Source organism: Dietzia sp. DQ11-71 (assembly GCF_014144995.1).
Lineage (GTDB): Bacteria > Actinomycetota > Actinomycetes > Mycobacteriales > Mycobacteriaceae > Dietzia > Dietzia kunjamensis.
The window spans coordinates 1-22,534 of record NZ_JAALDT010000099.1 but is presented as its reverse complement, the minus strand read 5'-3'; the positions used below and the strand labels follow the sequence as shown (position 1 = coordinate 22,534).

22 protein-coding genes are annotated in these 22,534 nt (G+C 70.7%); 11 read left to right on the top strand and 11 right to left on the bottom strand.

Going from position 1 to position 22,534, the window contains the following annotated elements:
• Nucleotides 1-40 precede the first annotated feature (40 nt).
• From G6023_RS04130 to G6023_RS04120, 3 genes are read right to left on the bottom strand one after another with little or no spacing between them, the layout of a single operon-like run.
• Complete coding sequence (locus G6023_RS04130; protein WP_182634160.1) at nucleotides 41-1,144, bottom strand: zinc-binding dehydrogenase; 1,104 nt, start codon at nucleotides 1,142-1,144, stop codon at nucleotides 41-43.
• Nucleotides 1,145-1,198: 54 nt separating this feature from the next.
• Complete coding sequence (locus G6023_RS04125; protein ID WP_132063390.1) at nucleotides 1,199-2,383, bottom strand: acyl-CoA dehydrogenase family protein; 1,185 nt, start codon at nucleotides 2,381-2,383, stop codon at nucleotides 1,199-1,201.
• A 49-nt stretch (nucleotides 2,384-2,432) separates the two neighbouring features.
• Nucleotides 2,433-3,590, bottom strand: coding sequence for a CoA transferase (locus G6023_RS04120; RefSeq protein ID WP_182634159.1), 1,158 nt, complete (start codon nucleotides 3,588-3,590; stop codon nucleotides 2,433-2,435).
• 141 nt (nucleotides 3,591-3,731) lie between these two features.
• Here G6023_RS04120 and G6023_RS04115 point away from each other — a divergent pair, with 141 nt between their 5' ends.
• The 3 genes from G6023_RS04115 to fabG are packed head-to-tail and all read left to right on the top strand — an operon-like array spanning nucleotide 3,732 to nucleotide 6,863.
• Entirely contained in the window at nucleotides 3,732-4,928 is a 1,197-nt protein-coding gene (locus tag G6023_RS04115; protein ID WP_182634158.1) for an acyl-CoA dehydrogenase family protein, read from the top strand.
• Complete coding sequence (locus tag G6023_RS04110; RefSeq protein ID WP_132063393.1) at nucleotides 4,925-6,136, top strand: CaiB/BaiF CoA transferase family protein; 1,212 nt, start codon at nucleotides 4,925-4,927, stop codon at nucleotides 6,134-6,136. Before G6023_RS04115 ends, G6023_RS04110 begins: the two co-directional genes overlap by 4 nt.
• Nucleotides 6,123-6,863: a 3-oxoacyl-ACP reductase FabG gene (fabG, locus tag G6023_RS04105; protein WP_182634157.1), complete on the top strand. Its 741-nt coding sequence runs from the start codon at nucleotides 6,123-6,125 to the stop codon at nucleotides 6,861-6,863. Before G6023_RS04110 ends, fabG begins: the two co-directional genes overlap by 14 nt.
• Before the next feature lie 69 nt (nucleotides 6,864-6,932).
• Here fabG and G6023_RS04100 read toward each other — a convergent pair whose 3' ends face one another.
• Genes G6023_RS04100 through G6023_RS04090 form a run of 3 tightly spaced genes read right to left on the bottom strand, consistent with a single transcriptional unit; the run spans nucleotide 6,933 to nucleotide 9,608 of the window.
• Nucleotides 6,933-7,700: a FadR/GntR family transcriptional regulator gene (locus tag G6023_RS04100; protein ID WP_120284366.1), complete on the bottom strand. Its 768-nt coding sequence runs from the start codon at nucleotides 7,698-7,700 to the stop codon at nucleotides 6,933-6,935.
• An 8-nt stretch (nucleotides 7,701-7,708) separates the two neighbouring features.
• Complete coding sequence (locus G6023_RS04095) at nucleotides 7,709-8,743, bottom strand: hotdog family protein (RefSeq protein WP_182634156.1); 1,035 nt, start codon at nucleotides 8,741-8,743, stop codon at nucleotides 7,709-7,711.
• Nucleotide 8,744: 1 nt separating this feature from the next.
• Nucleotides 8,745-9,608 carry an HpcH/HpaI aldolase/citrate lyase family protein gene (locus G6023_RS04090; protein ID WP_182634155.1) on the bottom strand — a complete coding sequence of 288 codons (864 nt, stop codon included), beginning with the start codon at nucleotides 9,606-9,608 and terminating at the stop codon, nucleotides 8,745-8,747.
• Between the two features lie 126 nt (nucleotides 9,609-9,734).
• Between G6023_RS04090 and G6023_RS04085 the strand changes: the two genes are divergently transcribed.
• The 6 genes from G6023_RS04085 (at nucleotide 9,735) to G6023_RS04060 (ending at nucleotide 16,090) form a co-directional block, all read left to right on the top strand.
• A complete protein-coding gene (locus G6023_RS04085) occupies nucleotides 9,735-10,889 on the top strand; it encodes an acyl-CoA dehydrogenase family protein (protein WP_120284364.1) in 1,155 nt (384 codons plus the stop codon).
• Nucleotides 10,886-11,338, top strand: coding sequence for a MaoC family dehydratase (locus G6023_RS04080; protein ID WP_120283741.1), 453 nt, complete (start codon nucleotides 10,886-10,888; stop codon nucleotides 11,336-11,338). Before G6023_RS04085 ends, G6023_RS04080 begins: the two co-directional genes overlap by 4 nt.
• Nucleotides 11,339-11,342: 4 nt before the next feature.
• Nucleotides 11,343-12,548 carry an acetyl-CoA C-acetyltransferase gene (locus G6023_RS04075; protein ID WP_182634154.1) on the top strand — a complete coding sequence of 402 codons (1,206 nt, stop codon included), beginning with the start codon at nucleotides 11,343-11,345 and terminating at the stop codon, nucleotides 12,546-12,548.
• Nucleotides 12,549-12,566: 18 nt separating this feature from the next.
• The gene (locus tag G6023_RS04070) at nucleotides 12,567-13,826 is read left to right on the top strand and encodes an acetyl-CoA C-acetyltransferase (RefSeq protein WP_182634153.1); all 1,260 of its coding nucleotides are present in this window, start codon (nucleotides 12,567-12,569) and stop codon (nucleotides 13,824-13,826) included.
• A gap of 222 nt (nucleotides 13,827-14,048) precedes the next feature.
• Complete coding sequence (locus tag G6023_RS04065; RefSeq protein WP_182634152.1) at nucleotides 14,049-15,404, top strand: RNA 5'-3' helicase PhoH2; 1,356 nt, start codon at nucleotides 14,049-14,051, stop codon at nucleotides 15,402-15,404.
• An 86-nt stretch (nucleotides 15,405-15,490) separates the two neighbouring features.
• Nucleotides 15,491-16,090: an LGFP repeat-containing protein gene (locus tag G6023_RS04060; RefSeq protein ID WP_182634151.1), complete on the top strand. Its 600-nt coding sequence runs from the start codon at nucleotides 15,491-15,493 to the stop codon at nucleotides 16,088-16,090.
• Nucleotides 16,091-16,175: 85 nt separating this feature from the next.
• On the opposite strand, the gene G6023_RS04055 is transcribed toward G6023_RS04060, so the two are convergent.
• Entirely contained in the window at nucleotides 16,176-17,579 is a 1,404-nt protein-coding gene (locus G6023_RS04055; RefSeq protein ID WP_067715607.1) for a class II fumarate hydratase, read from the bottom strand.
• Nucleotides 17,580-17,653: 74 nt separating this feature from the next.
• A complete protein-coding gene (gene glpX / locus G6023_RS04050; protein WP_067715604.1) occupies nucleotides 17,654-18,664 on the bottom strand; it encodes a class II fructose-bisphosphatase in 1,011 nt (336 codons plus the stop codon).
• 165 nt (nucleotides 18,665-18,829) lie between these two features.
• Here glpX and G6023_RS04045 point away from each other — a divergent pair, with 165 nt between their 5' ends.
• Nucleotides 18,830-19,390, top strand: coding sequence for a DUF4245 domain-containing protein (locus G6023_RS04045; protein ID WP_069390315.1), 561 nt, complete (start codon nucleotides 18,830-18,832; stop codon nucleotides 19,388-19,390).
• 74 nt (nucleotides 19,391-19,464) lie between these two features.
• On the opposite strand, the gene G6023_RS04040 is transcribed toward G6023_RS04045, so the two are convergent.
• From G6023_RS04040 to G6023_RS04030, 3 genes are read right to left on the bottom strand one after another with little or no spacing between them, the layout of a single operon-like run.
• Nucleotides 19,465-19,698, bottom strand: coding sequence for an exodeoxyribonuclease VII small subunit (locus G6023_RS04040; protein WP_067715599.1), 234 nt, complete (start codon nucleotides 19,696-19,698; stop codon nucleotides 19,465-19,467).
• Complete coding sequence (xseA, locus tag G6023_RS04035; RefSeq protein WP_182634150.1) at nucleotides 19,698-20,990, bottom strand: exodeoxyribonuclease VII large subunit; 1,293 nt, start codon at nucleotides 20,988-20,990, stop codon at nucleotides 19,698-19,700. The genes G6023_RS04040 and xseA overlap by 1 nt, the downstream gene beginning before the upstream one ends.
• A complete protein-coding gene (locus tag G6023_RS04030) occupies nucleotides 20,987-21,376 on the bottom strand; it encodes a hypothetical protein (RefSeq protein ID WP_154827996.1) in 390 nt (129 codons plus the stop codon). The genes xseA and G6023_RS04030 overlap by 4 nt, the downstream gene beginning before the upstream one ends.
• A gap of 73 nt (nucleotides 21,377-21,449) precedes the next feature.
• Here G6023_RS04030 and G6023_RS04025 point away from each other — a divergent pair, with 73 nt between their 5' ends.
• A complete protein-coding gene (locus tag G6023_RS04025; RefSeq protein WP_069390312.1) occupies nucleotides 21,450-22,430 on the top strand; it encodes a 4-hydroxy-3-methylbut-2-enyl diphosphate reductase in 981 nt (326 codons plus the stop codon).
• Nucleotides 22,431-22,534 lie beyond the last annotated feature (104 nt).

The following is a 22,534-nucleotide window of genomic DNA, read 5'->3' as shown; positions in this document are numbered from 1 at the left end:
CGGGTGCGCGGGCGGCTCAGTCGCCGGGTGCGCGGGCGGCTCAGTCGCCGGTGAGGACTACTGCGCGGCCGAGCACCTCGCCACGGTCGAGGGCCTCGTAGGTCTCCGGTGCCTCGGTCAGCGGCACCCGGCGGGAGATCATCCCGCCCAGGTCGAGCCTCCCGGCGGCCAGCAGTCGGATGAGCGCCGGCACGTCCTGCCGGGCGCGCGCGCCGTAGGAGCCCTTGATCTGGATCTTGCGACGCACGATGCGGGCCAGGTCCACGTCGAGCGCGGTGCCCGCGGGAGGAATGCCCACGACCACGACCCGCCCGCCCTCGCGGGCGATGTCGGTCGCCTGCCGGGTGGTGGCCGCCGACCCCAGCGCCTCGAAGGCGACGTCCACCCCGCGGCCGCCGGTGATCGCCATGACCGCCTCGGTCGCGTCCACGTCACGCGAATTGACGGTGTGTGTGGCGCCCATGCGGCGGGCGAGGGCGAGCTTGTCGTCGTCCACGTCGATCGCGATGACCGACTCCGCGCCACTGACCGCCGACAGCTGGACGATGTTCTGGCCGACCCCACCGACCGCCACCACCGCGACGGATTCCCCGGTCCGGACGTCGCCCACGTTGCGGACCGCGCCGTAGGCGGTGAACATCGAGCAGCCGAGGATGGCGGAATCGGTGAGGTCGAGCTGCTCGGGGAGGGCGAACACCGCGGTGGCGGGCGTGACGCTGTATTCGGCCAGTCCGCCCATCGAGTACATGGACAACGGTTCGCCGGAGGCCCGGTGCAGGCGCGTCTCACCGTCGTACAGGGTGCCGCGCAGGCGGTTGTACTCGAAGAACGTGGAGCAGATGTCCTCCATGCCACGGGCGCAGTTCTCGCACGACCCGCACGGCATGATGAAGGAGCCGACCACCCGGTCGCCGGGCCGGACGTGGGTGACCCCGGCGCCGACCTCGGCGACGACACCGGAGATCTCGTGGCCCAGGACTCCCGGCAGCGGGAACCCGACCTCGCCCTTCATCACGTGCAGGTCCGTGTGGCAGACCCCGCAGGCGTGGTTGTGGACCAGGACCTCGCCGGCGCGCGGTTCCGGGATCGGGATGTCCTCGATCACCAGTGGGGATCCGGTCTCAACGCACACCGCAGCCTTCATAGGCCCGACGGTACGCAGGCGGGACGACGGCCGCGGGCGGATCGCTCCGAAACGTCAGCTCCGTCCGAGCAGTTCGTCCGAGATGATCCGCATCTGGATCTCGCTGGTGCCCTCGAAGATGCGGGTCAGCCGCGCATCGCGCCAGTGCCGCTCCACCTGGAAGTCCGTGGTGTAGCCGGCCCCGCCGTGGATCTGGACGCCCTGGGAGGTGACGCGCTCGGCCATCTCGGTCGCGACGAGTTTGCACATGGCGGCCTCGAGCGAGCAGCGGCGACCGGAATCGATGTCGGTGGCGACCGAGTACATGAGTTGTCGTGCGGCCTCGATGTCGGCCGCCATCTTGGCGATCTCGAACCGCAGGTACTGGAAGTCGGCGATCGGGCGACCGAATTGCTCGCGTGCGTGGATGTACGCGATCGAGTCCTCGAGCGCGGCCCGGGCGAGGCCGATGGCGCGGGCGGCGGTGTGGGCCCGGCCCACCTCGAGGCCCGAGACGGCCATGTAGAAGCCCTTGCCCTCCTCGCCGAGCAGCGCGTCGGCGGGTAGGCGGAACCCGTCGAAGGACAGTTCCCAGGTCTGCCATCCGAAGTAGCCGATCTTGCGAACGGGATTGCCGGTGATGCCGGGCGGGAACCCGCCCCGCTCCTTCTCGACGAGGAAGGTCGAGATGCCGCGGTGCGGCTTGGCGGGGTCGCGGGTCGGTTCGGTACGGGCGAACAGCACGAGGTAGTCCGCCTGGTCGGCGTACGTGCACCACATCTTGGTGCCGGTGACGACCCACTCGTCGCCGTCGCGGACCGCGCGGCACGAGATGTTGGCGACGTCCGAGCCCGCCTCGGCCTCTGAGAGCGCGTAGGCGCCGAGCCATTCGCCGCGGGCGACGCGGGGGAGTAGGCGCTTTTCCTGCTCCGGGGTGAACCCGCCGCCCATGCCGTTGCCGCGGGCGAGCAGCCCGGAGACGGAGAGCCACGCGCGGGAGAGTTCCTCGGCCACGAGGCAGTACTCGAACACTCCGAGGCCGAGGCCACCGTGCTCCTCGGGGATCATGATCCCGAAGAACCCCATGTCCGCCATCTTCTGCCGCAGGTCGTCGGGAATGTCGCCTTTCTCCGGGTCGAGTGCGTTGGCGACGGGCAGCACCTCCTTCATCGCGAACTCGCGGGCGAGGTCACGGATCGCGAGCCGCTCCTCGGTGAGGTAGGTGGGGGTGCCGGGACGGGCGACGGGCTTGTGGGTCATGGGTCCTCCGGGGTCGGGGCGTGAGAGTCAGGGTGTCGGGTGGGTCGGTTCACTCCCAGGTCAGGCGTTCGGTGTCCGCGCCGAGCTGCGGCGCCGGCCCGGTGGCTAGATGGTGGCCGTCGAACGTGGCGGGGTGAGCGGCGGCGAGATACTCGCCGACACCCGGTTGGACCAGGGGTGAGAAGAGCGGATTGCCGTCGAGGTCGCCCTCGGAGACCACCTCGTCGAACCTGCGGTAGCGCTCGTGGAGGACGACGGAGTCGGCGAGTGCCGCCGAGACCTGCTCGGTGGTGTGCGCGGCGAACCACCGGGCGAACAGCGCCGCGAGCACCTCCCGGTACTCGTAGCGGTCCCTGTCGGTGGAGAAGTCGGCACCGGTCGCGTTCTCGAGGGCCGCGACCGCCTCCTCGGTGCCGGTGAGGCGCGCAAGATCGCAGAAGTGCCGGGGGGTCAGCGCGACGAGCATGAACCGGCCCCCGTCCGAGGCCACCACGTCCGTACCGAAGGTGCCGTAGACGTAGTTGCCGACGGCGGGGCGGCTCGAGCCGTCGATCTGGGGTTCGGTGAGGTAGCCGAGGGTGCCGGCGGTTGCGAGCGCGACGTCGTCCAGCGGCAGGACGATGTGGCACCCCTCACCCGTCCGTTCCCGTCGGCGGACCGCCGCGACCACTGCGAGCGCGGCGTGCAACCCGGCCGCCACGTCCCAGGCCGGAAGCGCGTGGTTCACCACGGTGTCGGTCCCGGCGGGGCCGGTGATGGACGGGAAGCCCAGGGCGGCGTTGACCGTGTAGTCCACCCCGGGCCGGCCGTCCCGCCGGCCGAGCAGTTCGAGGGTGATGACGTCCGGGCGGGCCGCGGCCAGGATGTCGTGGGTCAGCCACGAGCGACCGGCCGAATTGGTGACGAGGATGCCGCCGCCGTCCCCGGAGTCGGTCACCAGGTCGCGCAGGGCCCGCTGACCGTCCTCGGACCGCAGGTCGAGTTCGACCGACGCCTTGCCACGGTTGAGGCCCGTCCAATAGATCGAGGTCCCGTCGGGAGACGTCGGGAGGCGGTGGACGTCCGCGGCGCCGCCGACGGGATCGACGCGGATCACCTCTGCGCCGAGCTGGGCGAGGGTGAGCCCGCACAGGGGAGAGGCGACGAAGCTGGACAACTCGACGACCCGGAGGCCGGCCAGGGGACGGGAGGCGGTGGACTCGGGCATCGGGACCTCCGAGGATCGGCGGTGGCAGTCGCCCGCTCCCGGCGGAGACTGTTGTCACCGGAACTAATTGCTGATAATAATTGGAAGCATACCTCGCGGGCCGACGGCCCGCACCCCGCATGACGGAGGAAGGGCGACCCGATGAGCCAGCAGACGACAACGTCCACGTCCGAGGTGGATGCCGAGGACTTCGCGGACATCCTCGCCACCACGCGGGACTACGTCCGCACGGTCGTGGTGCCGCGCGAGCAGGAGATCGCCGATGCCGACGCGATCCCGGACGACATCCGGGCGGGGCTGGCCGACATGGGACTGTTCGGCTACGCGATCCCGCAACAGTGGGGTGGGCTCGGCCTGAACCTGACCCAGGACGTGGAGCTGGCCATGGAGTTCGGCTACACCACGCTGGCCATGCGATCGCTGTTCGGCACCAACAACGGCATCGCCGGCCAGGTGCTCGTGGGCTTCGGCACCGACGAGCAGAAGGCCGAATGGTTGGAGCGGATCGCCTCCGGGGAGGTCATCGCCTCCTTCGCGCTCACCGAGGACGGCGCAGGCTCGAACCCGGCCGGACTGGCCACCAGGGCCGTCCGCGACGGCGACGACTGGGTGATCGACGGCAACAAGCGATTCATCACCAACGCCCCGATCGCGGGGTTGTTCGTGGTTTTCGCCCGCACCCGCCCGGCCGACGCGAACGGCACCGGGATCGCCGTGTTCCTCGTCCCCGCGGACGCGCCCGGCGTCGCGGTGGGACCCCGGGACAAGAAGATGGGCCAGGCGGGGGCCTGGACCGCCGAGGTGAGTTTCCAGGGCGTGCGGGTCCCGGCGTCGGCGCTCGTCGGCGGTGACGAGGACACGGGCTACCGGGCGGCCATGACGTCACTGGCCCGCGGCCGGGTCCACATCGCCGCGCTCGCGGTGGGGACGGCGCAGCGGGCGCTCGACGAGTCGGTGGCCTACGCCGCCGCCACCACCCAGGGGGGCCAACCCATCGGGGGATTCCAACTGGTCCAGGCCATGCTCGCCGACCAACAGACCGGTGTCATGGCCGGTCGGGCACTCGTCCGCGAGGCCGCTGCCAAGTACGTCTCGGGTGAGGACCGCCGTCTCGCCCCGTCGGCCGCGAAGCTCTACTGCACCGAGATGGCCGGCAGAGTGGCCGACCTGGCGGTCCAGATCCACGGCGGGACCGGGTACATGCGCGGTGTCGCGGTCGAGCGCATCTACCGCGACATCCGGCTGCTGCGTCTCTACGAGGGCACCAGTGAGATCCAGCGACTCATCATCGGCGGCGGGTTGATGAAGGCGGCCGGCGCCGGAGCAGGGGCGCGATGACGAAGCCGGACGATCTGCCGCTGGCGGGCATCACGGTGGTGGCCGTCGAGCAGGCCGTCGCCGCGCCACTGGCCACCCGGCACCTTGCTGACCTCGGCGCCCGGGTGATCAAGATCGAACGCCCGGGGGAGGGGGACTTCGCCCGCGCGTACGACGCCTCCGTCCACGGCCAGGCGTCCCACTTCGTCTGGCTCAACCGGGGCAAGGAGTCGATCGAACTCGACCTGGGCTCGGACCGGGGCCGGGAGGTCGCGCTCGCCCTGGCCGACCGGGCGGACGTCGTGATCAGCAACCTGGCCCCCGGGGCGATGGACAGATTGGGCCTGGGGGCGACCGCACTCCGCGCGCGGAAGCACGACCTCGTCGTCGTCACCATCTCCGGGTACGGCGACGCCGGACCCTACACCCACCGCAAGGCCTACGACATGCTCGTCCAGGCCGAATCCGGGCTGTGCTCGGTCACCGGTACTCCGGAGACCGCCACCAAGACAGGGGTACCCGTCTCGGACATCGCGACCGGCATGTACGCGCTGTCGTCGATCGAGGCCGCCCTGTTCCGTCGCGAGCGGACCGGGCGCGGCGCGACCATCGAGGTGTCGATGTTCGAGGCCACGGCCGAGTGGATGGGCCACCCCATGTACATCCGGATGTACGCCGACCGGCAGGTCGGGCGGATGGGCTTGTCCCACGCCTCGATATGCCCCTACGACGCGTTCCCGACGCGTGACGGGCAGGTACTGATCGGCGTCCAGAACGACCGGGGGTGGGCCGCCTTGGTACGCGACGTGTTGGGCCGCCCGGATCTCGTCGACGACGAGAGGTACGCCACGAACATCGACCGCGTCGCCCGGAGAGCCGAAGTGGACGCGCTGATCGGGTCCCTGACCAGGGGGTTCGACTCGGTGGAGCTGGCCGACCTACTCGATGGGGCCGGCGTCCCGGCGGCCCGGCTCAACGACGTCGCCGAGTTGGTCGACCACCCGCAGCTCGATGCGCGCGACCGGTGGCGGAACGTGCAGACCCCCGGGGGCCCGGTCAGGGGACTGCTCCCGCCGATGACCTTTACCGATGTAGAGCTCCCGATGGGCGCGGTCCCCGCGCTCGGGGAGCACACCGACACGATCCTGGCGGAACTGGGCCTGCGCGGCCCGACACCGGACGGGACGAACGACAGCACACGAGAGGACACACATCATGGGATTGCTTGAGGGGAAGACCGCCGTGGTCACCGGGGCCGCACGCGGCATCGGACTGGAGATCGCGCGCACGTTCATCGAGAACGGCGCGCGGGTGGTGATCGGCGACATCGACGACGAGACCGGCGCCGCCGCCGTCGCCGAGCTCGGGGGCGAGGACAAGGCACGCTACGTCCGTTGTGACGTCCGCCACTCCGCTGCCGTCGAGGCGATGATCGACGTGGCCGAGGAGGCATTCGGTCCGATCGGGGTGTTCGTCAACAACGCGGGCGTCACCCGCGACGCCACCATGCGCAAGATGACCGAGCAGCAGTTCGACGACATCATCGCCATCCACCTCAAGGGCACCTGGAACGGAACGCGGGCGGCGGCCGGTCGGATGCGCGAGCACGGCGGCGGGGCGATCGTCAACGTCTCGTCGATCTCCGGGAAGGTCGGGCTCATGGGCCAGACCAACTATTCGGCGGCCAAGGCCGGCATCGTGGGCCTGACCAAGGCCGCCGCGAAGGAGGTCGCGTTCAAGGGGGTCCGCGTCAACGCCATCCAGCCGGGGCTCATCCGGACCGCCATGACGCTCGCCATGCCACAGCAGGTGTGGGACGAGAAGATGGCCGAGATCCCGATGGGGCGCGCCGCCGAGCCGAGCGAGGTCGCCCAGGTCGTGCTCTTCCTCGCCAGCGACATGTCGAGCTACATGACCGGCACCGTCCTGGAGATCACGGGCGGCAGGCATATCTGAGCCGCCGGCGACCTCGCGCGACGAGGGCCCCACCGCTTCAGTGGGGCCCTCTTCGCGTGTGGCGCACGTTCAGCCGTCGAGGTTCCAGCGGATGGGCCGCGAGAGCGCCGAGTGGTGTCGCTTCTCCAGGTAGGTGGCGTGCTCGCTGATGTGTGACGCCATGAGGTCCCGTGCGGCGTCGGGATCCCGGTCCGCGATGGCCCGGTAGATCTCGTCGTGCGCCGTGCAGGTGTGCTCGCGCTGGCGCCGCGGGTACTCCACGCCGAGGATCGACCCCGTGATGAGGCCGTTCATCGCGTCGAAGAGGTACCCGAACATGGGATTTCCCGAGCCCCAGGCGATGAGGTCGTGGAAGTGCTCGGAGGCGGCGTTGAAAGCGTCCGTGTCCGCGAGGTCGGTCCGGGTCGACTCGAGGTTCTCCCGCAGCCGCTCGAGCCTCTCGTCGTCGATCCGTTCGGCGGCGAGCGCCGCCATCGTCGGTTCGAGCGCGGTGCGGACCTCCATTATCGTGGAGAACGGCGCATCCTCGAACTGCAGGAGCAGGCTCAGGGTGGCGGCGAGGATCCCGCCGTCGGGCCGCTGCACGATCGGGCCACCGCCCGGACCGGGCTTGAGCATGATCACGCCCTGCAATTCCAGGTAACGCAGGCTCTCGCGGAGGGTGCCGCGGCCCACGCCGTACTCCTCGAGCATGAGGTGCTCGGGCGGTAGGCGGTCGCCGACCGTGTTGCCCCGGCGGGAGATGTCCTCCACGATCTGCTGGGCGACGAGCAGCGCCGTCTTCTTGGGTCGGCCGATGCCCGCGCGCGAACCGGCGGCACCGTTCGGTGAACTCATGACAACCATTATCCCGGACTCCGATCTCGGGGCATGAGGACGGTGTACGCCCAGTCGAGGACGGGGGAGTCGCCGTCCTCCCGGTGCGCGGTGACGAGTGAGCGCAGGTCGAGCGCGGTGCCGCCGCCCTGTAGCGCGGTCGCGGCGCCCACCACGACGTCGCTGCTCAGCGTGTCCCCCTCGCGGACCGGGCCGACGTGGTCACACGCGTGCCACCCCAGGACCGTGAGCATCGCGGGGAGCGCCCGGGTCGCCTGTGCGAGGGCGAGGCCGATGGTGTGGCCGCCGTAGACGAGCCGACCGGAGCCCGAGATCCGGGCGTCGTGGTGGGTCTCGGCGATGTTCAGTGTGAGTCTGGCGAGCTCCGGCGCGCTCGTCACCACGTCCGCGCCGGTGCGCAGCACGGTCCCCTCGACGGGGAGGGGGTCCCGGGCACCGGGGACGGCGGAATGGTAAGCGTCGAGGTCCCAGCCCTCCGGCGCGGTCCACGGTCGCTCGCCCCCGGTGCCGATGGTGGAGAGATCGTCGGTGTGCGCGCAGGAGTCCGGGTCGACCCCCTCGGCGACGGGGAGCATGGCGCAGCGGTAAAAGTCGAGGACGGTGCGGCCGTCCTGGTCCGTGGTGGTCATGCGCAGGGCCGCGAGACCGGTCGCGGCGCGCCCCGGCTTGGGGCGGTTCGACTTCAGCCCCACAACCTCGGTGCGGGTGGTGAGCGTGTCGCCGATACGGGGTGCGGACAGCAGTCGCAGGCCGCGGTAGAAGAGGTTCGCCTTGACGTGATGGGTCACCACGGTCGACTGGCCGATCGCCACGTCGGTCACGAGTCCCGGGTGGGCGACCGTGCCGCCGGTGACGGCGTGCGCGAGGCGTCGGTCGAGCGGCAGGCGCAGACGGTCGCCGAGGATGGCCTGGTGGGTCGCCGCCAGTCCCTCGGTGAGGGTCACCGAGGGGGCGTCGTCGAAGACGCAACCGACCTCGAGCTCGTCGAAATAGGGGCCGCCCACCATGGTCCTCGGACTCGGGCGTGTGGTGTTCTCTGTCATGTCAGGCTCCCCCAGCCCTCGCGAGTGTCCGGCGCGCGGCGACCGCCACGGCTTCGTCGAGCATCATCCCGTTCAGACCCACCGCGCCGTGGCCGGAGTTCTCCGCCGCAGAAAGGGCCTCGAGCACCTCCCGGGCGCGGGCGAGCTCCTCGTCGGTGGGCGTGTACGCCTCGGTGACGGACGCGACCTGGCCGGGGTGGATGACCCATTTGCCGTCGAAGCCGAGCGCGGCGGTCCGGCCCGCGTCGGACCGCAGCCGGTCGTCCGCGGAGGTGTACAGCGCGGGGCCGTCGATGGCCTGGATTCCCGCCGCGCGGGCCGCCACGAGCACCCGGTCCTGGATCGCGAGCCAGAGCTCGGGTGCGGCGCCCGGCGACCTTCCGAGCTCGGCACCGAGGTCCGCGTACCCGAGGATCAGCCCCACCAGGCGACCGCCGGCGTCGGCCACCGCGTCCACGTCGCGCAGTCCCCGGGCCGTCTCCACGAGGGCCTGGATGACGAGCCCGTGAGCGCCCGCGACATCGAGCATCCGTTCGACCTCCTCGAGATCGGAGGGGGAGTCGACCTTGGGGATGACGACGGAATCGACCGTGTCCCCGAGCGCGGCCACGGCACGGAGATCGTCGGCGAACCAGGGTGTCCCGGGGGCGTTGACGCGGACGGCGAGTGTGCCGGTCGGGCGGGGTGACAGGTCGCCGAGCGCCCGGCGGGCCTCGTCCTTGCGTGCGGGCGCGACCGCGTCCTCGAGGTCCACGACGACTTCATCCGCGGGTGACGCCAGCGCCTTGGTGATTTTCTCCGGTGCGGAGCCGGGACAGACCAGGGCTGCGCGGCGGGGGGTGGGGGCGTGGTCGATCGGGTCCATGGGCTCACCCTACACAATTCCTGCGCATCATTATTGACTATTGCGTCGTCGGTATGGAAGATGACAGGCGTGACCGTCACCACCGCGACGGGCCGAGACGATGACGACGACGACGAGGTGTTCCCCGTGCCGGATCTGAACGATGAAGAGTCCTACCTGATCGCCACGGTGCGACAGTTCATCGACCGTGAGGTCAAGCCCTCGGTGCTCGAGACCGAACACGCGAACACCTACCCCGAGCGCTGGATCGAGCAGATGAAGCAGATCGGCATCTACGGACTGGCGGTTCCGGAGGAGTACGGCGGCATGCCCGTGTCGATGCCGTGCTACGTCCGGGTCACCGAGGAGCTGGCCCGCGGCTGGATGTCGTTGGCTGGTGCCATGGGCGGGCACACGGTGGTGGCCAAGCTGCTCACCGAGTTCGGGACCGAAGAGCAGAAGCACACCTACCTCCCCCGCCTGGCCACGGGTGAGATGCGGGCAACCATGGCGCTGACCGAGCCCGGCGGCGGTTCGGACCTCCAGAACATGGGCACGGTCGCTACCGCCGACGGTGACGATCTCGTCATCAACGGTGCCAAGACGTGGATCTCCAACGCCCGTCGGTCCGGTCTCATCGCCCTGCTGTGCAAGACCGATCCGTCGGCTACCCCGAAGCACAAGGGCATCTCGATCGTGCTGGTCGAACACGGCCCCGGACTGACCGTGTCCAAGGATCTGTCCAAGCTCGGGTACAAGGGCGTCGAGACCTGCGAGCTGTCCTTCGACGGCTACCGCACGCCGGCCACCCAGATCCTCGGGGGCATACCCGGCCGCGGTTTCGCGCAGATGATGAAGGGTCTGGAGACCGGTCGGATCCAGGTGGCCAGCCGCGCGCTCGGGGTGGCCGCCGCCGCGCTCGAGGACTCCCTCGCCTACGCCCAACAACGGGAGTCCTTCGGTCAGCCCATCTGGAAGCACCAGGCGATCGGCCACCACCTGGCCAACATGGCCACCAAGCTCACCGCCGCCCGGCAGCTCACCCTGTTCGCGGCGGAGAAGTTCGACGCCGGCCAGCGTTGCGACATGGAGGCGGGAATGGCCAAGCTCTACGCCTCCGAGGTGGGCATGGAGATCGCGCTCGATGCGGTGCGGATCCACGGCGGCTACGGCTACTCGACGGAGTACGACATCGAGCGGTACTTCCGCGACGCACCGCTCATGATCGTGGGCGAAGGGACCAACGAGATCCAGCGCAACGTGATCGCGTCGCAGCTGGTGCAGCGAGGAGGATTGGCATGAGGGTGTTCGAGGGACTCGACCAGGTCGAGGCCGCCGTCGGCGAGCACGTCGGATACAGCGAGTGGATGGAGATCACGCAGGAGCGGATCGACGCCTTCGCGGATGCGACCGGCGACCACCAGTGGATCCACGTCGACCCGGAGCGGGCCGCGCAAGGACCGTACGGCGCGACCATCGCTCACGGGTACCTCACCCTCTCGCTGATCCCGGTGCTCGGCAACGAGGTCGTGGAGATCACGGGCTTCCGGATGATGATCAACTACGGCACGGACAAGGTCCGCTTCCCGGCACCGGTGCCCGTCGGTTCGCGCATCCGCGCCGGCGTCGAGCTCGTCTCGCTCGAGCGCAAGGCCTCGGGCGTGCAGCTCATCAGTCGCGTGACTGTCGAGGTCGAGGGCGGCGACCGCCCGGCGGTCGTGGCCGACACGATCCGGATGATGGTGGAGTGACCCGATGACGCAGCTACGCAGGGCCGCGCTCGTCGCGCCCGTCCGCACCCCCGTCGGCCGCTTCGGCGGCGCCTTCAAGAGCCTCACCGCGGCCGACCTCGCCACCCCGGTCGTCAAGGAGGTGCTCTCCCGGTCCGGGGTGGATCCCGAGCGGGTCGACGAGGTGGTCCTGGGGCAGTCGTACGCCAACTCCGAGACCCCGTGCATCGGACGCTGGGTGGCGCTCGACGCAGACCTCCCGCTGTCGGTGTCCGGAATCCAGACCGACCGCCGCTGCGGCACCGGCCTGCAAGCCGTGGCCACCGCCTCGATGATGGTGCAGACCGGCGCCGCAGACGTCGTGGTGGCGGGCGGCGTGGAGTCGATGAGCTCCATCGAGCACTACTCCACCGGGGTCAGGTGGGGAACGCGCGCCGGTGGCGTGACCCTCTACGACCGTCTGGATCGCGGCCGTGAGCGGTCGCAGCCCGAATGGCGGTTCGGCCACATCAGCGGGATGATCGAGACCGCCGAGAACGTCGCCCGGGAGTGCGGGATCAGTCGTGAGGACGCCGACGGCCTCGCCGCCGAGAGTCACCGTCGCGCCCACGCCGCGTGGGAAGAAGGACGGTTCGACGACGAAGTGCTGTCCGTCGAGGTCCCCGGGCGCAAGGGTGAGGTCACCACTATCCACCGCGACGAGGGGATCCGCCCCGACTCGACACTTGAGTCCCTGGCGCGACTGCGTGCGGTCATGCCGGACGGGGTGACCACGGCGGGCAACGCCAGTCAGCAGAACGACGCCGCGTCCGCCATGCTCGTCGTCGCGGAGGACAAGCTCGACGAGCTCGGCCTGGAACCGATGGGCTACCTCACCGGGTGGGCCGCCGCCGGCTGCGCTCCGGCCACAATGGGCCTGGGTCCCGTGGCAGCGGTCGAGAAGCTCTTCGCCCGGACCGGACTCGGGTTCGACGATCTCGACCTGGTCGAGCTCAACGAGGCATTCGCCTGCCAGGTTCTGGGCGTGCTCTCGCAGTGGGGCTGGGACGATCAGGACAAGCTCAACGTCAACGGGTCGGGCATCTCGCTCGGCCACCCGATCGGCGCGACCGGGGCCCGGATGACCACGTCGGCCCTGCACGAGCTGCGGCGCCGAGGTGGGGACAAGGCCCTCGTGACGATGTGCATCGGCGGTGGCCAAGGTATGGCCGCCGTCATCGAGAGCGCCTGACAGGACAAGAGGACCGAGATGAGTAACACCAGTTTCCGAGGTGCGCAGGCGCTCGCCGAGGTCGTGATCTGCGAACCCGTCCGAACGCCGGTCGGCCGACGACACGGGGTGCTCGCCGGGCTCCAGGCCGCGGACCTCGCGGCCGCGGCGATCCGTGGTCTCGTCGACCGGACCGGACTCGGCTCCGACGATGTGGACGACGTGATCCTGGGTCAGTGCTACCCCAACGGTGAGGCGCCCGCGATCGGGCGGGTGGCGGCACTCGATGCCGGGCTCGACATCAGCACGCCGGGGATCCAGATCGACCGCCGCTGCGGATCGGGACTTCAGGCCGTGCTCAACGCCGCCATGCAGGTCGCCGTCGGCGCGAGCGACGTGGTGATCGCCGGTGGCGCCGAGTCGATGTCGAACAGTGAGTTCTACTCCCTGGGTCTGCGCGGCGGGGTCCGCAGCGACCGGGTCGAGTTCATCGACCGCATCGCTCGTGGCCGGGTGACCTCCGGCGGCCGCGACCACCCGGTGGCGGGCGGCATGCTCGAGACCGCCGAGAACCTCCGCGCGGAGTACTCCATCTCCCGGACGGAGCAGGACGAACTGGCGGCCGAGAGCCAGCGGCGCGCGGCCGCCGCCCAGGACTCGGGGGTGTTCGACGAGGAGATCGTGCCGGTGCAGGTCCCTCAGCGGAAGGGAGAGCTCGTCGTCGTCGACACCGACGAACACCCCCGGCGAGGCGTCACGGCCGACTCCCTCGCCGCACTGCGCCCCGTCCGCCTCCGCGTCGACCCCGACGCGACGGTGACGGCCGGCAACGCGTCGGGGGAGAACGACGGCGCGGCGGTGTGCGTGGTGACCACCCGCAGTCGCGCGGAGGAGCTGGGGCTGCGCGCCTACGTCCGACCGCTCGGCTGGGCGGTGGCCGGCGTCCACCCCGCGCGGATGGGCATCGGCCCCGTTCCCGCGACGGCCCGGTTACTCCGGCAACTCGACCTGCGGCTGGCGGACTTCGACCTCATCGAACTCAACGAGGCGTTCGCCGCGCAGGTGCTGGCGTGCCTGCGGGAGTGGGAGTCGGACCACGGGTTCACCGCCGCCGATCGCGAGCGGCTCAACGTCCACGGTTCCGGGATCTCGCTCGGGCATCCCGTCGGGGCCACCGGTACGCGCATCCTCACCACCATGGCGCGCGAACTGGCGCGCCGGGAGGGCCGGCTCGCCCTGGAGACGATGTGCCTCGGCGGTGGGCAGGGGCTGGCCGCGGCGTTCGAGCGGGTGGCGTGACGGGTCACCTGATAGTTCACCCAGACTTAACTACAGGGATGTGATTCGGGCGTAGCGTCATCGGCAACGGTCGGTGGGGAAGCCGACCGTCGGGAGGTCCCAGCCGATGATCGTCTGTCTCGATCGGGAGGGGGCCGGCACCCGGCCCCGTCACCACCAGGTGACCTGGGCCGGCCGGTCCAACCCAACACGCTCGCGGGTGCCGCGGGCGAGGAGCGCGCCGTGACCGACACCGTACGTACCTACGTCCTCGACACCTCGGTTCTGCTGTCCGATCCGTGGGCCGTCACCCGCTTCGCCGAGCACTGCGTGGTGCTCCCCATCGCGGTCATCAGCGAGCTGGAGGGCAAACGCAATCATCCCGAGCTGGGCTACTTCGCGCGGGAGGCCCTCCGGTTGCTCGAGGACCTGCGGCTGCGGCACGGGCGCCTCGACGGCGACATCACCGTCACCGACGTCGGCGGCACCCTGCGGGTCGAGCTCAACCACACCGACCAGGCGGTGCTGCCGTCCGGATTCCGTGACACCGGCAACGATTCCCGGATCCTGGCGTGTGCGCTCAATCTGCGGGCCGAGGGCGCCGACACCGTGCTCGTGTCCAAGGACGTCCCCCTGCGGGTCAAGGCGGGTTCGGTGGGCCTGCCGGCCGACGAGTACCACGCCCAGGACGTCGTGCTGACCGGGTACAGCGGGGTCGCCGACCTGCCGGCCACCCAGGACCTCGTCGACACCCTGTTCTCGGAGGGCCGTGCCTCGGGCCTCGCAGCCCGGGCCGCGGGACTGGAGAGCGGGACCCCGGTGCACTGCGGCGTCCGCGTCCAGACCGAGTCGTCGTCGGCACTGGCGCGCGTAGCCGACGACGGCGGGCTCCGGCTGGTCCGCGGCGACGTCGAGGTCTTCGGCCTGCGCGGCCGCTCGGCCGAGCAGCGCATCGCGATCGACTGCCTGCTGGACGAGTCGATCGGGATCGTCTCCCTCGGCGGCCGGGCGGGCACCGGCAAATCGGCGCTGGCGCTGTGCGCGGGCCTCGAGTCGGTCCTGGAGCGGCGTCGTCACCGCAAGATCGTCGTGTTCCGCCCGCTGTACGCCGTGGGCGGGCAGGAACTGGGGTACCTGCCCGGCAGCGAGTCGGAGAAGATGTCGCCGTGGTCCCAGGCCGTGTTCGACACCCTCGAGGGACTGGTCAGCGAGAACGTCATCGACGAGGTCATGGACCGGGACATCCTCGAGGTGCTGCCGCTGACCCACATCCGCGGCAGGAGCCTGCACGACTCGTTCGTGATAGTCGACGAGGCGCAGTCGCTCGAGCGGAACGTGCTGCTCACCGTGCTCTCGCGGCTGGGGACCGGGTCGCGGGTCGTCCTCACCCATGACGTTGCCCAGCGGGACAACCTCCGTGTCGGTCGGCACGACGGCATCCAGGCGGTCGTGGAGAAGCTCAAGGGGCACCCATTGTTCGCCCACGTCACCCTCAACCGCTCGGAGCGTTCCGCCATCGCCGAACTCGTCACCACGATGCTCGAGGAATTCCACCCCGGGGGCTCCTCCGGGGAGCTGCGACGCATCCACGCCGCCTGACTGCAGGTTCCGGCGACCGTGGGATGATGCGGGTCCGGGCGAGCGAGCCCGGGCCCGCATCAAGCATGCCGTATCGGAGGTCTCCCATGTCCCGACGCTCGTCGCCGGCGCCGGCGCCCGCGCTCTGGCTGCTCACCGCCTGCGTCCTGGGGTTGGCCGCGTGTGGCGAGCAGATCCCGGGTGGCATGCCGGCCGAGGCGCAGTCCCAGACCGCTACGGACCAAGGCGCTGCGGACCAGGTCGGTACGGGCCAGACCGGTGCGGGCCAGACCGGTGCGGACCCGGGCGCGGCCGCTCCCGCCGCGGGGTCCGATGCGGACGACCCGATCGTGGTGAAGATCGGCGAGGAGGAGTTCCTCACGAACATGGCCATCTATCGCCGATACGACGACGCCAAGGAGACCCCGCTCGCTCTCGGGGCGCCGGTGGCCCCGGCAGAGGCGCTCGAGGGTGGCAAGAAGCAGGACTTCGCCGACGGGGCCATCTTCTGGTCACCGCAGACCGGTGCGCAGATCGTCCGCGGGCAGATCCTCGCCACCTATCGCGACAACGGCGGACCCGCCGGTCGGTTGGGGTGGCCGGTGAGCGACGAGATCGCCGAGGGCGAGGTCATCTACTCGGACTTCCAACGCGGACAGATCCGACTCGAGGGCCAGGCCATCCGGGTGGTCGAGCACTCCGGCTGACCCCCGAACACGACGCGCCGCGGGCCGGGCGCGCCGAGCCCGGGCCGCGGCGCACATCGCGGTGCGCACTCATGGCGAGGCGGCGTCAGCGCTCGCGGTCGAGGCCCGTCATCCCCAGGACGTCGAGGCGCCGGTCGAGCTCGGACTCGGACAGTGGATCGGGGACGAAGCCGAGCGCGATGACGGCCTCGCGGATGGTGATCCCCTCGGCGAGGGCGTGCTTGGCGACCCGGGCGGCCTCCTCGTAGCCGATCGCCGAGTTCAGCGGCGTGACGATCGAGGGGGAGGACTCGGCGAGCCGCCGCATGCGATCGGTGTCCGGCTCGATCCCGTCGATGCAGCGCTCGGCGAACAGCGTGGACGAGTTCGCGAGGATCCGGACCGACTCGAGCACGTTGCGCGCCATCACCGGGATCGCGGTGTTGAGCTCGAAGGCACCGCTGGCCCCGGCCCACGCCACGGCCGCGTCGTTCCCCACGACCTGGGCGGCGACCTGCGCGACCGTCTCACAGAGCACCGGGTTGACCTTGCCGGGCATGATCGACGACCCCGGCTGCAGGTCCGGAAGGTGGATCTCCGACAGCCCGGTCATGGGCCCCGACCCCATCCACCGGATGTCGTTCGCGATCTTGGTCAGCGAGACGGCGACGGAACGCAGGGCCCCGGACAGCTCGACAAGGCCGTCGCGGGCGGCCTGGGCCTCGAACGGATCCGCCGCCAGGCGGAGCTCCTCCAGACCGGTGAGGGAGCGCAGCTCCTCGACCACCGCGGAGCCGAAGCCGTCGGGGGCGTTGAGGCCCGTGCCGGCGGCGGTTCCACCGATCGGCAACTCGCCGACACGGGGCAGCGTCCCGCAGACGCGCTCGACCCCGGCGCGGATCTGCCGGGCGTAGCCGGCGAACTCTTGTCCGAGCGTCACCGGCACGGCGTCCATCAGGTGGGTGCGCCCGGGCTTGACCACCTCGCGCCACTGACCGGCCTTGGTCTCGAAGGACTCGGCGAGGGTGTTCAGCGCGGGGACGAGATCGGCGATCACGACCTCCGTGGCCGCGACGTGGGTCGCCGTCGGGAAGGTGTCATTGGACGACTGAGACATGTTCACGTCGTCGTTGGGGTGCACGGTGACACCCTCGGCCGCGCAGAGCGACGCGATGACCTCGTTGGTGTTCATGTTGGAACTCGTGCCCGAGCCGGTCTGGAACACGTCGACGGGGAAGTGCTCGTCCAGTTCACCCTCGGCGATGCGGCCGGCTGCGGCGACGATCGCGTCGACCTTGTCCCGGTCGAGCAGTCCCAGCCGACCGTTGACGGTCGCACACGCGGACTTGAGCAGGCCGAGCGCGCGGATCTGCGCTCGTTCGAGCCCGCTGCCCGAGACGGGGAAGTTCTCGACGGCACGCTGGGTCTGCGCCCGCCAGAGAGCGTCGACGGGGACCCGGACCTCGCCCATCGTGTCGTGTTCGATACGGAATTCAGTCTGATCGGCCATACCGGTCAGACTAGGCGCGCCCGCCGCACCGTGCAGGAGGACGGAAGCGGCGGGCGCGGGGTGCCGGGGAGGGATCAGTTGCCGCCGGCGGCCTGGCCGTAGTCGACGGCGGAGAACTCGCGGAGCTTCTCCATCTTGTGGCGCCCCTCGACGTGGCGGACGGTGCCCGACTTGGACCGCATCACCAGCGAGCGGGTGACGGCGCCGTTGGCGCGGTAGCTCACACCGCGGACCATGTCGCCGTTGGTGATGCCGGTGGCGGCGAAGAAGCAGTTGTCGCCCTTGACCAGGTCGTCCGTGCCGAGGATCGCGTCGACGTCGAGTCCGGCGTCGACCGCCTTCTGGCGCTCCGCCTCGTCCTGCGGCCACAGCTGGCCCTGGATCTCGCCGCCCATGCACTTCAGCGCACACGCGGTGATGATCCCCTCCGGCGTCCCGCCGATGCCCATGAGCATGTCCACCGAGCTGTCGTCGGAGGCCGCCGCCACACCGCCGGCGACGTCGCCGTCCATGATGAGCCGGACCTTGGCGCCCGCGGCCCGGATCTCGGCGATGAGCTCGGCGTGACGCGGCCGGTCGAGCACGCACACCGTCATGTCCCCGACGTCGATGTTCTTGGCCTCCGCGACCGAGCGGATGTTCCACTCGGTGGACTTGGCGAGGTCGATCCTGCCCACGGCGTCCGGGCCCACGGCGATCTTGCGCATGTAGAACACGGCGGACGGATCGAACATCGACCCGCGCTCGGCGACCGCGATCACCGCGATCGAGTTGGGCCGACCCTCCGCCATGAGCCGCGTGCCGTCGATGGGGTCCACGGCCACGTCGACGGCCGGCCCCTCGCCGGTGCCGACCTTCTCACCGTTGTAGAGCATGGGCGCCTCGTCCTTCTCGCCCTCACCGATCACCACGACGCCGTCCATGTCGACGGTGGAGATGAGCTCGCGCATCGCGTCCACCGCGGCGCCGTCGCCACCGTTCTTGTCGCCACGACCGACCCACCGCCCGGCGGCCAGGGCGGCGGCCTCGGTCACACGGACCAGCTCCATTGCGAGGTTTCGATCGGGACGCTTGGTGGGTGACATAGGTGGTCTGGCTCCTCGTGAACGCTGGCTGGGGTTGAAGGTGGCACGGGCGCGACGGTGGCGCGCACGGCCGCGGTGGCGTGTCGGCGCCCATTGTTCCACCTCGGCCACCCCGCCGGGGGCCACGCGCCGGACTCGCCCCGGGTGGGTGGGATACTCGCAGGCGTGGCCGAGGCGAAACCGAGAATCCTGCAGGGCAACCGCGACATGTTCTGGTCGGTGGTGGTGCTCATGGTGATCTGCGGCGTTTTCGCCGGAGTGGCCGGACTGTGCACCTTCAGCCCGTCCGGCCCGCAGCAGGGACAGATCCCCGACTTCGACGCGCGGGCCTCGCTGGAGCAGGACGCCCGGAGCCTGGACTTCCCGATCCGCTCGCCCGAGGTCCCAGAGGGGTGGACCCCCAACTCCGGCCGTGTCCAGGGCTTCGCCGGGACCACCTCCAGCCACGTCGGCTGGGTGACGGGCGAGCGCAGCTACATCGAGCTCGTCCAGTCCGACGCCCCCGAGGACGCGTTCCGGTCACTGGGTGGCGGGCCGAGGCCCAGTCGCACCGTGGTGCCCATCTCCGGGCGCGAGTGGGCCGTCCTCACCGGGGACGACGTCCGGCCGGTGTGGGTGCTCGACCTCGACGACGTCCGCGTGGCCGTCACCGGCTCCGCGCCGACGTCCGACTTCGAGTCACTCGCCGCCGCCGTACAGGACGTCGAGCCGCTGCCCGCGCCGTAGACGCCCGGCGTGCCGTGCCCGCGGTGATCGCATCGGGGCGGCGGTAGGTGTTCGCGCCCGGCTGGGCGACGGGATCACCCCCGGCCGGAGTCGCCCTCGTCGTCGTCACCCAGGACGGCGTCGATGCGCGCACGCGCGCCGTCGAGGTGTTCGGTGCACCGCTCGGCGAGTTCCTCGCCCCGCTCCCACAACGCCAGTGAGGCGTCCAGATCCTGACCGCCGGCCTCGAGGATGCGGACCACCTCGATCAACTCGTCGCGGGCCTGCTCGTATCCCAGCTCGGAGACGGGGGTCTGCTCGTCGGACATCAGGACTGCTCCTCGGTCGGTTCGGTGGAAGGGGTGGGGCGGCCGGCGGCGGGTGTCGACCCGAGTGCCGCCGCGGAGATGGAGCCGTCGGAGACGCGGATCCGCAGCTGCGATCCGGGTGGGGCGTCGGCGATCGACGAGACCACCCGGCCGTCGTGACTCCCGGCGACGGACTGCACCACGGCATAGCCACGGGCCAGGGTGGCGGCGGGCCCGAGCGTGGTGAGACGCGCCGACAGGTGGCCCAGCGACGTGGACTCCGAGTCGATGATCCGGGTGATGTCGCGTCGGGCCGCGCGCAGTGCCTCGGCGACGATCTCCGCCCGCGACTCGACGATCCCGTACGGGTTCGCCATGCACGGCCGCGACCGCACGGCCGCCAGCTGGTTGCGCTCCCGGTCCACCCAACCGCGCAGCGCCCGGGCGGTACGGGACCGGGCTTCGGCGATACGACGACGCTCCTCGATCACGTCGGGCACGACCCGCTTGGCCGCATCGGTCGGGGTGGCCGCCCGCAGGTCGGCGACGAGATCCGACAACGGCGAATCGGGCTCGTGGCCGATCGCGGAGACCACCGGGGTGCGGCACCGCGAGATCGCGCGGATAAGGGCCTCGTCGGAGAAGGGGAGGAGGTCCTCGACCGACCCGCCGCCGCGGGCGAGGATGATGACGTCGACGACGGGGTCGGCGTCGAGCTCGGCCAGCGCGTCCAGGATCTGGGGCACAGCCGACACCCCCTGCACCGGGGTGTTGCGCACGGCGAAACGTACATCCGGCCAGCGGCCGCGGGCCACCTCGACGACGTCGCGTTCGGCGGCGCTCGCCCGACCGGTGATCAGGCCGACGCACGTGGGTAGGAACGGCAGGGGCCGCTTGAGTCGGGGATCGAACAGCCCCTCCGCCGACAGCGCCTGCTTGAGCCGCTCGATGCGGGCGAGGAGCTCGCCCACGCCCACCGGGCGGATCTCCGAGACCTGGAGGGAGAACGAGCCGCGGCCCGTGTAGAAGCGCGGGGTACCCCGCACGACCACCCGGTTGCCCTCGGTGACCGGCACCGGCGACTCCGAGATGAGCCTGGGCGGACACGTGAGCGTCAGCGAGTTGTCGACGGAGGGGTCACGCAGGGTGAGGAACGCGGTGCGGGTGCCGGGGCGCAGGCTCAGCTGGGTGATCTGACCCTCGACCCACACCGCCCCGAGCCGGTGGATCCACGCCGCGATCTGGTCCGAGACCACCCGGACCGGCCACGGCTGCTCGGCGCTGCTCGGCGTGCGCGGGGACGAGGCCGTCACGCGTCGCGGGGAGCGACGCGGCCGGTCGGCACGTCGGGGTCGTCGTCCCGGTCGCGGGCGGCCCTCGAGGACGACCCGTAGATCCGGTAGGACACGTCCAGGACCTCGTCGGGGTCGGCCTCGTCCTCGTCGAACGTCGCCCACTCCGGCTGGTCGGACCGTGCCGGGAACACCGAGGCGAGCACCTTGTCGCCCTTGACGGCCAGGTCCGTGAGGGTCTGACCGGCGTGGAGATAGGACTGGACCAGGCCGCCGGCGACCCGCACGGGGATCGCGGGCAGCGTGGTGACCGCCTCGACCGCACGGCCGGGCAGGGCCACGACACGCTCCGCCGCGGTGGCAGCGAGACCGATCGAGGCACGGGTCAGGAACAGGGGTCGGAGCATGCGGACCTCTCTGCCGGGGGGCGTGAAGGGAGGCGTAATGGTCGAAATCCAGTATGAACCGTACCCTGGGGACATGACCGAGCAGACCGACATGATCGCCGAACCGGCAACCAAGCGGGTACTTCTCGCGGAACCGCGCGGCTACTGTGCCGGCGTCGACCGAGCCGTCGAGACGGTCGAGAAAGCCCTGGCCAAGCATGGGGCGCCGCTGTACGTCCGTAAGGAGATCGTCCACAACAAGCACGTGGTCGAGTCCTTCACCGACCAGGGCGTGATCTTCGTCGACGAGACCGACGAGGTCCCGCACGGCGCGAACCTGGTGTTCTCCGCGCACGGCGTATCGCCCGCCGTCCGCGAGAGCGCTCTCCAGCTCGAACTCAAGACGTTCGACGCCACCTGCCCCCTGGTGACCAAGGTCCACACCGAGGTCAAGCGCTTCGCGCGCGAGGGCTACCTCATCCTGCTGGTGGGCCACGAGGGCCATGAGGAAGTCGAGGGGACCGCCGGTGAGGCGCCCGACGTGGTGACGCTGGTCGACGGTCCCGAGTCCGTGGACGCGCTGGACATCCCCGTGGACACCGAGAAGCTGATCTGGCTCTCGCAGACCACGCTCAGCGTGGACGAGACCATGGAGACGGTGCGCCGCCTCAAGCAGAAGTACCCCACGCTCATCGACCCGCCGTCCGACGACATCTGCTACGCCACGCAGAACCGTCAGGTCGCGGTCAAGACCATGGCTCCGCAGTGCGACCTGGTGATCGTGGTGGGGTCACAGAACTCGTCCAACTCCGTGCGACTGGTGGAGGTCGCGCTGCAGGCGGGAGCCCGCGACGCGCACCTGGTGGACTACGCCAAGGAGATCGACACGTCCTGGTTCGAGGGCGTCACCACCGTCGGCGTGACGTCGGGCGCGTCCGTGCCGGAGATCCTCGTCCGCGGGGTGGTGGACCTGCTCGCCGACCACGGCTTCGGCGACGTCTCCACCGTCCGGACGGCGCAGGAGACCATCACGTTCTCGCTGCCTCGCGAACTGCGGGTCCCCAAGAAGGTCTGATACGCGCCCCCGCCCGCCGGTAGGTGGCGGGGGAGGACGCGGTAGCCGTCAGCGCCCCGGCGCACCCCGCCTCAACGGCGGGCGTGTGCCGGGGCGCTGCGCTG

Excerpts from the sequence above, each read along its gene's own strand:
- G6023_RS04130 (WP_182634160.1), bottom strand. The coding sequence starts at position 1,144 with ATGAAGGCTGCGGTGTGCGTTGAGACCGGATCCCCACTGGTGATCGAG.
- G6023_RS04125 (WP_132063390.1), bottom strand. The coding sequence starts at position 2,383 with ATGACCCACAAGCCCGTCGCCCGTCCCGGCACCCCCACCTACCTCACC.
- G6023_RS04120 (WP_182634159.1), bottom strand. The coding sequence starts at position 3,590 with ATGCCCGAGTCCACCGCCTCCCGTCCCCTGGCCGGCCTCCGGGTCGTC.
- G6023_RS04115 (WP_182634158.1), top strand. The coding sequence starts at position 3,732 with ATGAGCCAGCAGACGACAACGTCCACGTCCGAGGTGGATGCCGAGGAC.
- G6023_RS04110 (WP_132063393.1), top strand. The coding sequence starts at position 4,925 with ATGACGAAGCCGGACGATCTGCCGCTGGCGGGCATCACGGTGGTGGCC.
- fabG (WP_182634157.1), top strand. The coding sequence starts at position 6,123 with ATGGGATTGCTTGAGGGGAAGACCGCCGTGGTCACCGGGGCCGCACGC.
- G6023_RS04100 (WP_120284366.1), bottom strand. The coding sequence starts at position 7,700 with ATGAGTTCACCGAACGGTGCCGCCGGTTCGCGCGCGGGCATCGGCCGA.
- G6023_RS04095 (WP_182634156.1), bottom strand. The coding sequence starts at position 8,743 with ATGACAGAGAACACCACACGCCCGAGTCCGAGGACCATGGTGGGCGGC.
- G6023_RS04090 (WP_182634155.1), bottom strand. The coding sequence starts at position 9,608 with ATGGACCCGATCGACCACGCCCCCACCCCCCGCCGCGCAGCCCTGGTC.
- G6023_RS04080 (WP_120283741.1), top strand. The coding sequence starts at position 10,886 with ATGAGGGTGTTCGAGGGACTCGACCAGGTCGAGGCCGCCGTCGGCGAG.
- G6023_RS04075 (WP_182634154.1), top strand. The coding sequence starts at position 11,343 with ATGACGCAGCTACGCAGGGCCGCGCTCGTCGCGCCCGTCCGCACCCCC.
- G6023_RS04070 (WP_182634153.1), top strand. The coding sequence starts at position 12,567 with ATGAGTAACACCAGTTTCCGAGGTGCGCAGGCGCTCGCCGAGGTCGTG.
- G6023_RS04060 (WP_182634151.1), top strand. The coding sequence starts at position 15,491 with ATGTCCCGACGCTCGTCGCCGGCGCCGGCGCCCGCGCTCTGGCTGCTC.
- G6023_RS04055 (WP_067715607.1), bottom strand. The coding sequence starts at position 17,579 with ATGGCCGATCAGACTGAATTCCGTATCGAACACGACACGATGGGCGAG.
- glpX (WP_067715604.1), bottom strand. The coding sequence starts at position 18,664 with ATGTCACCCACCAAGCGTCCCGATCGAAACCTCGCAATGGAGCTGGTC.
- G6023_RS04040 (WP_067715599.1), bottom strand. The coding sequence starts at position 19,698 with ATGTCCGACGAGCAGACCCCCGTCTCCGAGCTGGGATACGAGCAGGCC.
- G6023_RS04030 (WP_154827996.1), bottom strand. The coding sequence starts at position 21,376 with ATGCTCCGACCCCTGTTCCTGACCCGTGCCTCGATCGGTCTCGCTGCC.
- G6023_RS04025 (WP_069390312.1), top strand. The coding sequence starts at position 21,450 with ATGACCGAGCAGACCGACATGATCGCCGAACCGGCAACCAAGCGGGTA.